This is a genomic window from Pollutimonas sp. M17, from assembly GCF_025836975.1.
Lineage (GTDB): Bacteria > Pseudomonadota > Gammaproteobacteria > Burkholderiales > Burkholderiaceae_B.
Window position 1 is genome coordinate 1,369,138 of sequence record NZ_CP107548.1, and the last position, 13,259, is coordinate 1,382,396.

General features: G+C 63.1%; 13 protein-coding genes. 10 read left to right on the plus strand and 3 right to left on the minus strand.

What is annotated here, in order from left to right; translation table 11 throughout:
- Nucleotides 1-4 precede the first annotated feature (4 nt).
- The 10 genes from flgF (at nt 5) to OEG81_RS06560 (ending at nt 11,692) form a co-directional block, all read left to right on the plus strand.
- A complete protein-coding gene (flgF, locus tag OEG81_RS06515) occupies nt 5-748 on the plus strand; it encodes a flagellar basal-body rod protein FlgF (protein WP_264131905.1) in 744 nt (247 codons plus the stop codon).
- Between the two features lie 47 nt (nt 749-795).
- Nucleotides 796-1,581, plus strand: a complete 786-nt coding sequence (flgG, locus tag OEG81_RS06520; RefSeq protein WP_264131906.1) for a flagellar basal-body rod protein FlgG — start codon at nt 796-798, stop codon at nt 1,579-1,581.
- Nucleotides 1,582-1,583: 2 nt separating this feature from the next.
- Complete coding sequence (locus tag OEG81_RS06525) at nt 1,584-2,270, plus strand: flagellar basal body L-ring protein FlgH (protein WP_264131907.1); 687 nt, start codon at nt 1,584-1,586, stop codon at nt 2,268-2,270.
- Between the two features lie 37 nt (nt 2,271-2,307).
- Complete coding sequence (locus tag OEG81_RS06530) at nt 2,308-3,417, plus strand: flagellar basal body P-ring protein FlgI (RefSeq protein ID WP_264132505.1); 1,110 nt, start codon at nt 2,308-2,310, stop codon at nt 3,415-3,417.
- A 9-nt stretch (nt 3,418-3,426) separates the two neighbouring features.
- A complete protein-coding gene (flgJ, locus tag OEG81_RS06535; protein ID WP_264131908.1) occupies nt 3,427-4,419 on the plus strand; it encodes a flagellar assembly peptidoglycan hydrolase FlgJ in 993 nt (330 codons plus the stop codon).
- A 112-nt stretch (nt 4,420-4,531) separates the two neighbouring features.
- On the plus strand, nt 4,532-6,178 hold the full coding sequence (flgK, locus tag OEG81_RS06540; RefSeq protein ID WP_264131909.1) for a flagellar hook-associated protein FlgK: 1,647 nt from the start codon (nt 4,532-4,534) through the stop codon (nt 6,176-6,178).
- A 55-nt stretch (nt 6,179-6,233) separates the two neighbouring features.
- A complete protein-coding gene (gene flgL / locus OEG81_RS06545) occupies nt 6,234-7,784 on the plus strand; it encodes a flagellar hook-associated protein FlgL (protein ID WP_264131910.1) in 1,551 nt (516 codons plus the stop codon).
- 72 nt (nt 7,785-7,856) lie between these two features.
- Nucleotides 7,857-9,362 carry a methyl-accepting chemotaxis protein gene (locus tag OEG81_RS06550; RefSeq protein WP_317135374.1) on the plus strand — a complete coding sequence of 502 codons (1,506 nt, stop codon included), beginning with the start codon at nt 7,857-7,859 and terminating at the stop codon, nt 9,360-9,362.
- A 2-nt stretch (nt 9,363-9,364) separates the two neighbouring features.
- Entirely contained in the window at nt 9,365-9,904 is a 540-nt protein-coding gene (locus OEG81_RS06555) for a hypothetical protein (protein WP_264131912.1), read from the plus strand.
- A gap of 63 nt (nt 9,905-9,967) precedes the next feature.
- Entirely contained in the window at nt 9,968-11,692 is a 1,725-nt protein-coding gene (locus OEG81_RS06560) for a methyl-accepting chemotaxis protein (RefSeq protein ID WP_264131913.1), read from the plus strand.
- A 120-nt stretch (nt 11,693-11,812) separates the two neighbouring features.
- Here OEG81_RS06560 and OEG81_RS06565 read toward each other — a convergent pair whose 3' ends face one another.
- The 3 genes from OEG81_RS06565 to fliR form a co-directional block, all read right to left on the minus strand.
- On the minus strand, nt 11,813-12,136 hold the full coding sequence (locus OEG81_RS06565; RefSeq protein WP_264131915.1) for a type II toxin-antitoxin system PemK/MazF family toxin: 324 nt from the start codon (nt 12,134-12,136) through the stop codon (nt 11,813-11,815).
- Entirely contained in the window at nt 12,136-12,360 is a 225-nt protein-coding gene (locus OEG81_RS06570; RefSeq protein ID WP_264131917.1) for an antitoxin MazE family protein, read from the minus strand. The genes OEG81_RS06565 and OEG81_RS06570 overlap by 1 nt, the downstream gene beginning before the upstream one ends.
- A gap of 96 nt (nt 12,361-12,456) precedes the next feature.
- Nucleotides 12,457-13,245, minus strand: coding sequence for a flagellar biosynthetic protein FliR (gene fliR, locus OEG81_RS06575; RefSeq protein ID WP_264131918.1), 789 nt, complete (start codon nt 13,243-13,245; stop codon nt 12,457-12,459).
- Nucleotides 13,246-13,259: the final 14 nt, after the last annotated feature.

Sequence of the window (13,259 nt, forward strand, 5' to 3'; positions counted from 1 at the left end):
ATAAATGGACCGCATCATCTACACCGCCGCGGGCGGAGCCGCCCGGGTGCTGGAGCAGCAGGCCGTCATCAGCAACAACATGGCCAACGTCAGCACCACGGGTTTCCGCGAGCAGCTGGCCATCTACCGCTCCGTTCCCGTCGTGGGCCACCCCGGCATGCCCACCCGCGTGTCCACGGTCACCTCCACCCCCGGCAGCAATATGCAGCAAGGCACCATGGTCGAAACCGGCCATGCCCTGGACGCGGCCATTACCGGCGACGGCTGGTTCAGCGTGCAGACCCCGCAGGGCGAGGCCTACACCCGCTCCGGCGAGTTCGCGGTCAATACGCAAGGCCTGCTGGTTACGCAGCAAGGCTTTCCGGTGATGTCGGCCGATGGCGCGCCGGTTGAAATCCCCGAGCGGGGCGCGGTCACCTTTTCCGGAGACGGGCAGATTTCGGCCCTGGGCGCGGGCGACAACCCCAATGACATCCAGCTGATCGGGCAGTTGAAGCTGGTGAATCCGCCGGCGGCCCAGATGGTGCGCGGCGACGACGGCCTGTTCCGTGTCGCCGGCGGCCAGGCCGCGCAGGCCGATCCGCAAGTGCGCATGATTGCGGGCTTCGTGGAGAAGAGCAACGTCAATCCCGCCGAAGCCATGGTGGGCATGATCGCCAATGCGCGCCGCTTCGAAATGCAGATGAAGGTCATACAGGACGCCAGCGCCAATGCGGAGCGGGCCAATTCCATACTGTCCACCAATTAACGCTTGTGTGTAATGGTGCGGGCCGGCCCGCGCCGCAAGGAAGATAAATGATACGTTCCCTCTGGATCGCCAAAACCGGCCTGGAATCGCAACAGACCAATATGGATGTGATTTCCAACAACCTGGCCAACGTCAACACCAGCGCCTTCAAACGCAGCCGCGCGGTGTTCGAGGACCTGATGTACCAGACCATACGCCAGCCGGGCGCCCAGGTCGGCGCCGCCAATCAGCTGCCCTCGGGCTTGCAGATCGGCACCGGCGTGCGTACGGTCGCCACCGAGCGCATCCATACCCAGGGCAATGTGAAGGAAACCGGCAACCCCATGGATGTCGCCATCCAGGGCAATGGTTTCCTGCAAGTCGAAATGCCTGATGGTACCTTTGCCTACACGCGCGACGGCAACCTGCAAAAAGACCAAAATGGCCAATTGGTGACGGCCGGCGGCTATCCTATCCAGCCGCCCATCAATATTCCCGACAATGCGCTGACCATCACCATCGCACGCGACGGCACGGTGTCGGTGACCCAGCCGGGCGCCGCGGGCGTCAACGTGCAGATCGGCCAGTTGCAACTGAGCACCTTCGTCAATACCACGGGTCTGCAAAGTGCTGGCGAGAATCTGTATGTGGAAACCGACGCATCGGGACCGGCCAACTTCGCCCAGCCCGGCCTGGACGGCGCCGGCCTGCTGCTGCAGCAGTACACCGAAACGTCCAACGTGAATGTGGCCGAGGAACTGGTCAACATGATCACCACCCAGCGCGCCTATGAAATGAACAGCAAGGCCATCCAGACCTCGGACCAGATGCTGGCGCGCCTGACTCAACTGTAATAATGCTTAAACGTCTTAGCCGCATTCTGTTTTGCCTGACCGTCGCCGCTTTGTCGAGCTGCGCCCTGGTGCCGCCCGAGCCTGTGGTGACGGGGCCCCTGACCGCGCCTCCGCCGCTGCCGGCCTTGCCCAGCGCGCAGGCCAACGGCGCCATCTATCAGCCCACCGCCTACGGCAACTATCCCTTGTTCGAGGATCGGCGGCCGCGTAACGTGGGCGACATCGTCACGGTCGTCATCCAGGAGAAGACCAACGCGGCCAAGAACGTGCAGACCACCACGGACCGCAGCGGCAGCGCCGGCATGGACGTCACGCTGGCGCCGGCCATCCTGCCCACCGACCTGGGCGCCAAGCAGAATTTCGGCATAAGCGGCAACAACGCATCCGAAGGCAAGGGTTCGACCCGCGCCGACAATACCTTCCAGGGCACCCTGACGACGACCGTCATCGGCGTGCTGCCCAATGGCAATCTGCAGATCGCCGGCGACAAGCAGATTGCCATCAACCGGGGCAGCGAGCACATCCGCTTCTCGGGCGTGGTCGATCCGCGTTCGATTACCGGCTCGAACACAGTGTCGTCCACCCAGGTGGCGGACGCCCGCATTGAATTCCGCAGCAAGGGCACCATGGACGAGGTACAGACCATGGGCTGGCTGCAACGCTTTTTCTTGAATATTTCCCCGTTCTGACAGGGTGCCGGCTTTGATTTCATACTTCTTCGACAAGCTGGGCCGTTATGCAAGCGCGTTGGCGCTGGGCGCGCTGTGCAGCGCGCTCGCGGGCCCGGTCCAGGCCGAACGCATCAAGGACCTGGCTTCCATCCAGGGCGTGCGCGCCAACCAACTGATCGGCTATGGCCTGGTCGTGGGCCTGGACGGCAGCGGCGACCAGGTGCGCCAGACTCCGTTTACCCAGCAAAGCCTGACCAATATGCTGTCGCAACTGGGCGTGACCGTGCCGCAAGGCACCAATATGCAGGTCAAAAACGTGGCCGCCGTCATGGTGACCGCCAAGCTGCCGGCTTTTGCGCAGCCCGGGCAAACCATGGACGTGGTCGTGTCCTCCATGGGCAACGCCAAGAGCCTGCGTGGCGGCACCTTGCTGATGACGCCGCTCAAGGGCGCGAACGGCCAGGTCTACGCCATCGCCCAGGGCAACCTGCTGGTGGGCGGGGCCGGGGCGCAGGCCGGGGGCTCCAGCGTCCAGGTCAACCAGCTTAACGGCGGCATCATTTCCAACGGCGCCATCGTCGAGCGCAGCGTGCCGACCATCTACGCACGAGACGGCATCATCAACCTGGAACTGAACAACACCGATTTCGGCACCGCCCAGAGCATGGTGGCGGCCCTGAATCGCCAGTTCGGCCAGCGCACCGCCATCGCGCTGGACGGCCGCGTCATCCAGGTGCGCGGCCCCATCGATCCCACCGCCCAGACGGCTTTCCTGTCGCAGGTGGAGAATCTGCAGATCAAGCTGCCGCCGGCGCGGGCCAAGGTCGTCGTCAATGCGCGCACCGGTTCGGTCGTCATGAACCGCACGGTCACCATCGACGAGGCCGCCATTGCCTACGGCAACCTGTCCGTGGTCATCAGCCGCAATTCCCAGGTCAGCCAGCCCGACACGCCGTTCGGCGGCGGACAGACCGTGGTCACCGACAGCACCGATATCGAACTGCGTTCCGACACCGGCAGCCTGCAGCGGGTCACCACCAGCGCCAACCTGGCCGACGTGGTCAAGGCCCTGAATGCGCTGGGCGCGACGCCGCAGGATCTGCTGTCCATATTGCAGAATCTGAAGAGCGCCGGCGCCTTGCGCGCCGACCTGGAAATCATATAGGGCACGTATATGGCGTTCGTACAGTACATTCCCCGCCCCAGCCACGGCAGCGCCGCCTCTTCGCTGGATTTCAGCAGCTTGAACAGCCTGAAGCGGGGCGTGCGCGACGGCGCCGGCGGATCGCCGGAGGCCCAGAAAGAGGTCATGCAGCAGTTCGAGGCCTTGTTCATCCAGCAGATGCTCAAGCAGGCCAGGCAGGTTTCGGTGGCGCCGGGCGCTTTCGACAGCCAGCAGACGCGGCTGGCCCAGAGCATGAGCGACGAGCAGATGGCCTTGCAATTGGCCGATCCGGGCATAGGCCTGGCGCAGGCCCTGCTGGATCAGATCCAGTCGGTGCAGGGCTCGGTGGCCGGCAAGCCCGGCGGCGGATCGACGCCGCCCGAGCTGGCCGGTTCGCGCCTGCCCGGCCTGACTTCGCGGATAGGCGACGGCCGGCGCAACGACGCCTCGTCCATCGGTGATCTGATCAACCTGCTGACCCGCAATCCGCTGACCGAAAAAATCTATTCGGCCATCAAGGGCGCTCCGGACCATATACAGAATTTCGTTTCCAAGATGTCCGGCGCCGCGCGCCTGGCCGCCAACCAGAGCGGCGTGCCTGAAAAACTGATACTCAGCCAGGCGGCGCTGGAGTCGGGCTGGGGCAGGCGCGAGATCATGCGGCCCGACGGCTCGACCAGTTACAACCTCTTCGGCATCAAGGCCACTTCGGGATGGAAGGGCGATGTGGTTCATGTCACGACCACCGAGTACGAAAACGGCGTGGCCAGGAAAGTGACCCAGCCGTTCCGGGCCTACGGCTCGTATGCGGAGTCTTTCGCCGATTATGCGCGCCTGATCGGCACAAATGAGCGCTATAGCGATGTCCTGGAAGCCAATTCGGCTGAAGACGCTGCGCGCAAGATACAGAGGGCCGGCTATGCCACCGACCCCGCCTACGCCGAGAAGCTGATCTCCATCATGTCTTATTTCGATTCGGGGTCGATCAAGCGCGCAAGCTAGGGCCGGCGGGCCTGCCGGGACTAAACATTTTGGGCCGGCAGCCGTTAATACAGTGCATAGTCTTTAAATACAGGTGGATGCCTTGTCCGCCTGACTGAAAGCGGAATCGTTCATGAATTTAGCCAACCTGGGTCTTACTGGATTAACGGCAGCGCAAAATCGTTTGCAAACCGCCGGCCACAACATCAACAATGCGGCCACCGAAGGCTACAACCGTCAGTCGGTGCTGGTCCAGACGGCGGGCGCTTCCGCCACCAGCGCGGGCTATATCGGCCGCGGCGTGCAGGCGGTCACTGTCCAGCGCGCCTACGACGGCTTCCTGTTCCGCCAGTTGGTCAATGCGCAGACCACGGGGGCGTCCATCGCCACCTACGGCGCCGAGATCACCCAGATCAACAACCTGTTCGCCGACCGTACTGTGGGCATCACGCCGGCGCTGCAAAAATTCTTCGACGGCATCCAGGCCGTGGCGTCCGCGCCCGCCGACAGCGCCGCGCGCCAGGAGCTGCTGGGCCGCGCCAGCAGCCTGGTGGGCCAGATCAACGACAGCAACGCCTTTCTGGACAGCCAGCGCAGCAACATCAATACCCAGCTGACGACGGTCGTCACCCAGATCAACAGCTACGCCGAGCGCATCCGCGACCTGAATACGCAAATCACCACGGCGCGCGCCACCGCTTCGCAGCACGAACCCAACGACCTGCTGGACCAGCGCGATCAACTGGTGTCCGAGCTCAGCCAACTGGTGGGCGTCAAGGTCATCGAGCAAGACGGCAGTTTCAACCTGACCGTGGGCAATGGCCAGCTTCTGCTGGGCGGCGACACCGTGTTCCCGCTGCATGCCCAGCCTTCGGCCGACGATCCCGCGCGCACCGTGGTGGCCTACTCGGCGCCCGGCCCCAACGGCACGACGCTCAAGGTCGAGCTGGATGAGGACCGCATCAAGGGCGGCACGCTGGGCGGGCTGATCGCCTACCGCCGAGACGCCCTGGATACCGTGCAGAACAGCCTGGGCCGCCTGGCCGTGGGCCTGGCCACGGCCGTCAATGAGTTGCACAAGCAAGGCGAAGACCTGAACGGCGTGGGCGGCAGCGATTTCTTCAATCTGGGCAAGGTGCAACCCATACCCGGTTCGCGTAACCAGGGCGCCGCGATACTGAATGTCGAATTGACCGATGCCAACCAGTTGACCGGGCAGGACTACCGCGTGGAGCGGACGGCAACGGGTTATACCGTGACCAGCGTGCCTAACGGCACAGTGACTGCGCTGACGGGCGACACGGGCGTTGTGGACGGCATCACCTTTGATTTCAGCGGCAGCGGCGCGCCCGCCGTGGGTGATTCCTGGCTGGTGCAGCCTACCCGTGCGGCGGCAGCGAATCTGTCGCTGGCCATCAACGACCCCGCCAAGATCGCCGCCTCGGCGCCGGGCACCGGCACGGCCAACGGCGACAACGCCCTGGCGCTGGCCGAGTTGCAAACCAAGAAGCTTCTGGGCAACGGCGCCATGAGCCTGAACGAGGCATTCTCGCAGATCGTTAACAAGGTGGGTGTGCTGACCCAGCAGAACGCCACCGAAGCCAAGGCGCAAGCCACGCTGATCCAGCAGAACTACGCGGCGCAGCAGGCCGTGTCGGGTGTGAACCTCAACGAAGAGTACGTCAACCTGGACCGCTATCAAGAGCAGTTCCGGGCGGCGTCGCGCCTGATCGACGTCAGTTCCACCTTGTTCGATACCTTGCTGGGATTGCGCAATTAATTTCAACCGGCCTTGTTTTTGACCGTTTAGCAGCTAATTTTTCGGGATTTCCACCATGCGTATTAGTTCCACTTTGTTCTTCCAGACGGGACTGAATTCCATCAACGCGCAGCAGTCCGACCTGATGCATCTGTATCAGCAGATCGGCAGCGGCCAGCGCATGGTGACGCCCGCCGACGATCCCCTGGCGGCGGCGCAAGCCATCAACATCAGCCAGTCGCAGTCCTTGAACAAGCGCTTTGCCGACAACCGCGATGTCGCCAAGAGCAATCTGGGCATCGAGGAAAACACACTGAATTCGGTGACCACGCTGCTGCAGGACATCAAGACGCGCCTGATCGAAGCCGGCAACGGCACCATGGCCGACGCCGACCGCGCCACGCTCAGCAATGTGCTGGCCAGTGCGCGCACCAGCCTCCTGGGCCTGGCCAACGCCACCGACGGCAGCGGGCAGTATCTGTTCTCGGGCTCCAGGGGCAATACCGCGGCCTTCCAGGAAGTGGGCGGCAAGGTCGTCTACATGGGCGACCAGAACCAGCGTAACATCCAGGCCGACCAGACGCGGCGCATAGCGGGCAGCGACGTTGGTTCGGATGTTTTCAATCGCGCCGCGCCTGGAACCAGTGTTTATTTGTCCACAGCCGGCACTCCCAGCACGCCCAATGCCGGCACCGGCTTGATCAGCAAACCGTCCATTACCGATCCGGCGGGCGCCGGTATTGGGCAGACCTATACCATTACCTTCACATCCGATACCGACTACACGGTGGATGTGTCGGATTCGGCCGGCAATGCGGTCTATAGCTATACGGGTACGGGTTATGTGGCTGGAAGCACCAAGTCCATCGCCTTGCAGGGCGGGGTGCAGGTGGAGTTTTCCGGTCAGCCTGCGGTGGGCGACACCTTCACGGTCGAGCCAGCCAGCGCGCCGGCATATACGGCGACGCCGGGTGTGGCTCTTAATCCCAGCGTGGCTGTCGGCACACCACGCGTTTCCGACCCCACATTGGCGGATCCCAGGAACGAATTCACCGTCCGTTTCACTTCGGCCACCACCTATGAGGTGGATATGACCGATGCCGACGGCAACGTCACGCCCAACATTAGCAACGGTACTTACGATCCTCTGACATCCAACACGCTGGAGCTGTCCAACGGCATGCAGTTGCAAGTATCGGGTACCGTCAATGTCGGCGATGAAATCGAGGTCAAGGCTACAACTGCAGGCACCAACACCAACCTGAACATTTTCGACACGCTGGACAGCATCATCGCCGCGCTGGAAAACCCCATGCAGGGCGACGAGTTCGCCACGGCGGCTTTCCAGAATACCCTGGCCACCGCCATACAGCGCATCGACGTCAACTACAACAATGTGCTGACGGTGCGCGCTTCGGTGGGCGCCCGCATGAACGAACTGGAAGCACTGGATGCCAACGGCGCCCAGCGCAGCCTGGGCTACAGCTCGCAGCTGTCGAAAATGGAAGACCTGGATTACTACACCGCCACGACGCAATTGCAGCTGCGTTCCTCGGCGCTGGAAGCGGCTTCGCTGGCTTTCCGGAAGATTCAGTCGCTCAGCCTGTTCAACATGGGTTCGAACTAGCAGGGCGCATTCCCGGGGCGGAGACACCCCGGAGCAGATTCCCGTTGTTTTGGTGTGAAGTGAGAATAATAGATGAGCCTCAAGCAATTGCAACTTAAAGCCACGCTTTCCATCGTTGTGATTTTCCTGTCGGTGTTGACTCTGGTCGCCGTGGGCGTGGGTTGGAACAGCCAGTCGGCGGCGCTTGCGCTGCTGGCCGGCGGCGGTGTCGGCGCCGGCGCCCTGCAATCGCTGGAGCAGCACTTCACCTGGAGCCATTATTTTTTCGTGGCCCTGGCCGTACTGGCTGTCTTGCTGGCTTTGCTGGCCTATGTCGTCCTGTCGCGCACGGTTCTGCGCCCTCTCAAGCAAGTGGGCATGCATTTCGAGCATATTGCGGCCGGTGACCTGACCCAGCGCATCGAGGTCGAATCCGAGAATGAAATCGGCACACTGTACCTGTCGCTCAAGCGCATGCAGGACAGCCTGGGCCGCATGGTCGGCACCGTGCGGCTGGGCATGGAGCAGATCCACTCCGGCTCGCAGCAGATCGTTGCCGGCAACACCGACCTGAGCGGGCGCACCGAGCAGCAGGCCGCCGCCTTGCAGCAGACCGCCGCCAGCATGGAAGAGCTGGCCAGCACCGTCAAGCAGAACGCCGATAACGCCCGCCAGGCCAATCAACTGGCCGTCACGGCGTCTGAGGTGGCGCAGCGCGGCGGGCAGGCGGTGGGCGAGGTCATTTCCACCATGGAAGGCATTTCGGCCAGCTCCCGCAAGATTTCCGACATCGTCGGCGTGATCGACAGCATTGCCTTCCAGACCAACATCCTGGCGCTGAACGCGGCGGTGGAAGCGGCGCGCGCCGGCGAGCAGGGCAAGGGCTTTGCGGTGGTGGCGTCCGAAGTGCGCGCCCTGGCGCAACGCAGCGCCCAGGCGGCCAAGGAAATCAAGGGCCTGATCGAAGACTCGGTCAAGAAGGTGTCCGAAGGCTCGGCCCAGGTGGGACGGGCGGGCGACACCATGCAGGAAATCGTCACCTCGGTGGCGCGTGTCACCGACATCATGGGCGAGATCTCCGCCGCCACCACCGAACAGTCCTCGGGCATAGATCAGATCAATCGCGCCGTAGCGCAAATGGACCTGGTCACCCAGCAGAACGCGGTGCTGGTCGAGGAGGCCGCATCGTCGGCCGCCAGCCTGCGCGAACAGGTATCCAGCGTCAGCGGCGCGGTGTCGGCGTTCAAGACCACGGGCAGGGAAGTGATCGACGTCTCCGCCAAGCAGATCGCCGCGGCGCCCAAGCAGCGTCCCGCCGTGCCCAACGCGCCGTCGGCGGCCGGCAAGCCCCAGCCCGGCCCGGCGGCCGCTCTGGTGGGCCATGGCGGCGCGGCGCCCGCCCGGCGCAACGCGGAAGCGGACATCCGCGTGCCGACAGATGGCAAGCAAGCCGCCGGCGCCAGGCCCGCAGCGGCCGCCAAGCCGGCTGCCGCCACCCGGCCGGCCGCGCCGGCGGCGCCCGCCCAGCCTTCCTATGTCATGAAATCCGGTTCCGCCGCGCGCCAGCCCGCCAGCGACGACGATTGGGTCGAGTTCTGATCATGTTTACGCCTGGCCCGATACGCCGTTTTTTTTCAGCCGTGCTGTTGGCTTTCGCCGCGGCGGCGGGCCTGAGTGCGTGCAGCACGACGGGCAATAATTTCGATTCGTCCGCCATACCCTTGCTGGTGGAAGGCCAGACCACCATGGGTGAAGCCAGCGCGCTGCTGCATGCCGAACCGGTCAATGTGTATCGGCAGCAGGACGGCTCCGCGCTGGCCATATGGTCGCACAAGCTGACGCTGGCCACCGACGCCGTCTATTTCAACCAGGAGCTCTGGCTGGCCTTCGGGCCGGACGGCCGCTTCCGGCATATCGCCAAGAGCGTGAACATTCCGCGCGCTTACGAGTACGGTGAACAAAATCAGACCGTTCCCTACGACACGCGGGTGCGCCAGGCGCCGGCCGCGACCGGAGCGGTGAATCCAGAATATTCGGCAGTGGCTGTTTCTGCCGAAAGCAGCCAACCCGCTGCCCCTTCCGACGCATCGCTATCCGGCGTCATACCTAAGCCCGCGCATACTTACCCGGTATTGCACTAGAGACCTAAACAACAGCAATTTCTGCTTGTGCGCATGCACCCATAACGCTATTCAGGTTCAATTATGTCCAATTCGATGCAGTCTCCCGTCACTGAAAAGAAAAGCAAGGCACGCGGCAAGCGCGGCTTCCGTTTTGGCGATGCCAAGGTCAGCTCCATCCTGATGCTGGTTCTGGCCACCTTCATGATTCTCATCGTGGCGGTGGGCGGCCTGGGCGCCTGGTTCCTGCAGAACAACCTGGATCAGGTCAATGCCATGCAGAGGCAGAACAAGCTGGCGCAACACGTGTATGAACTGGGCAGCGACATGCTCAGCGCGCGCGTCTCGCTGCTGGTGGCCGCACGCTACCAGCAAGAGGCGGCCGCCAACGACGACCCCAAGTTGCGCGAAGCCGGCAAGGCGATGCTGCTGGCGGCGCACGGCAAGCTTGAAGAAGTCCAGAAGGGCTATGACGAATTCCGCAAGGACACGCCCGACACGGCCGACGGCCGCCGCCTGGCGACCCGCATCGTCAGCTCCTACCGTCCCTATCTGGACGACGGCATCGACCCCATGGTGCAGGCGCTGGAAAGCGAGGACTACACCACCTTCTACTTCGTGAACAACGAATTCGGCATCGCCCGCAGCGAGGCCTTCGACGAGTCCATCCAGGCCTTCGTGACGCACGTCGACCGGGTCCAGGCCGGCTTCTACGATGACGCCGTGGCCAGCTTCCGCCAGGCGCTCATCGCCATCGGCGTCGCGGTCATCATCGGTTTCGTGCTGATGATCGTCATGCGCATCGTTTTCGGCCGCGTCGTGGTCAGGCCGCTGATCGAGGCCGGCACGCACTTCGACCGGATTGCCGGGGGCGACCTGACGCAGCGCGTGGAGGTTCGTTCGCGCAACGAGATCGGCGTGCTGTACGAGGCCTTGCGGCGGATGCAGGAAAGCCTGACGCGCACGGTGAGCACGGTGCGCCAGGGCGTGGAGGAGATCACGCTGGGTTCGCGCGAGATCTTCATGGGCAACACGGATCTGAGCAGCCGCACCGAGCAGCAGGCGGCGTCCTTGCAAGAGACGGCGGCGAGCATGGAGCAGTTGGCCAGCACGGTGCGCCAGAACACGGACAACGCGACGCAGGCCGACACGCTGGCCAAGAGCGCCTCGGACGTGGCCGCGCGCGGAGGCCAGGCGGTCTCGGCGGTGGTGGACACGATGGGCGAGATCTCCACCAGCTCGGGCAAGATGGTCGAGATCGTGGGGGTGATCGACGGGATCGCGTTCCAGACGAACATCCTGGCGCTGAACGCGGCGGTGGAAGCGGCGCGCGCGGGCGAGCAGGGCAAGGGCTTTGCGGTGGTGGCGGGCGAGGTGCGCTCGCTGGCGCAGCGCAGCGCGCAGGCGGCCAAGGAGATCAAGGTGCTGATCGAGGAGTCGCAGCTGAAGGTGCAGGCCGGTGCCAAGCAGGCGGGCCAGGCGGGCGAGATCATGCAGGAGGTGGTCGGCTCGGTGCAAGGGGTCACGACCATCATGGGCGAGATCTCCTCGGCCTCGCATGAGCAGTCCGACGGAATCGAGCAGGTGAACCAGGCGGTCACGCAGATGGACAGCGTGGTGCAGCAGAACGCGGCGCTGGTCGAAGAGGCGGCGGCCGCGGCCGGCTCGCTGCAGGACCAGGCCACGCGTCTGGCCGAAGCCGTGGCGGTGTTCAAGATCAATGCCAACGAAGTCATCGACATGCAGGCCAAGGCGGTGGAAGTCTCCGCTCCCAAAGCCTACAACGCGCTGGAAAGCTCTTATTCCTGATCGCTTCGGGCAGTCGGTAAGAAGGCGCCGCAATAACATTGCGGCGCCTTTTTTGTCTTGATGCTTGTTGAGATGAAAAGTGCGATGTCCGGCACGTTCAGATTTTGCTTCTATCTGGCCTCATTTGGCGATTCCAAGGAAAATCGCCAATGCACGATCGATCTCCACCATTGTATTTTCCGCTATACGACCAAATGCTGGAGCGGCTTTATCCCGCCTTATTGTCATCACCTTATCCACCATGACTTGTGAGGGAGCTTGCAAGCGATTTTCGTCGTCAGGGTATACCGTGATGCGAAACAAAGGAGCCTCGATAAGGGTACTTGTGATTAAAAGGACGGTTAATGTAGGGTGGGTCGCAAAATGGTTGGTCTGGATAATCAAAGCAGGACGAGACTTGCCAAAATCTCCTTGAACGGAGATTGTTACCAGGTCGCCCCGCATTACTCTTTCCAGCCTTCGATATCGCTAAGGGCCTCGTCCAGCAGTGTCGATGTCTCGGTGTCCATTGCATCGGCTTGTGCAGCGAGCATGGATTGACGGTGACACTCTTTGCCGAAATTGGGCTGCTGGGTATCGGGCACCCAGATTTGTATGGGGCGCAGCCCCGCCATGCGGAGCGATTGGCGGTACTTGCGAACCCTGTCGTTGACATGTGACGCTGTCATGTTTGAGCTCATGGAAACGTTACATGAAACATTGTACAGCATATGCAAAATACCAGGCCTCAGTATCAGCTGGCTGCGTGCAAGGAGCTTGCCTCGTCAGCTTCCAGCCAGTGCCTGTGCCAGGCGCGCCATGGTGCTGTAGCCGCGCTCGAAGAAGCGGGCCAGGAAGGGCGCCGATTGCGGCAGCACGACGGCCAGCAGCACCAGGCCGGTCGTCAGGCTGATGGGGAAGCCCACGGCGAATACCGACAATTGCTGGGCCGTGCGGTTCAGGATGCCCAGGGAAAGGTTGATGGTCAGCAGCACGATGATCAGCGGCAGGGCCAGCAGCATGCCGGACACCATCAGCTCCGAACTCCATTCGAACAGCACGCCCCAACCGTTCGGGTCGAGCGAGCCCACTTGTATGGGCAGGACATCGAAGCTGCGGATGATGCCGCCCAGCATCATCAAATGGCCGTTCAGCGCCAGGAACAGCAGCATGGCCACGATGTTCATGATGCGCGACAGCACCGCCGTGTTGGCGCCCGTGGCAGGGTCGAAGAAGGAAGCGAAAGACAGCCCCATCTGAAGGCCGATGAACTCTCCGGCGGTCTGCACGGCGGCAAACACAATGCGCATGACCAGACCCAGCGCCATGCCGATAAGCACTTGCTGCAAGCCTATCCACAGCCCCGCGAAAGACGCGGTGGGCAATTGCGGCATGGGATCCAGGGCGGGGGCGATCGCCATGGTCAGCAGGATGGAGAATCCCACCTTGACCCGTAGCGGTATGGCCGAATCGCTCAGAAGCGGGGCCGTGCCCACCAGCGCCAGGATGCGGAAGAAAGGCCACAGAAAGGCATTCATCCAGGCATACAGCTGATCGATGTCGACCGCGATCATAGGACGGGCGGCGT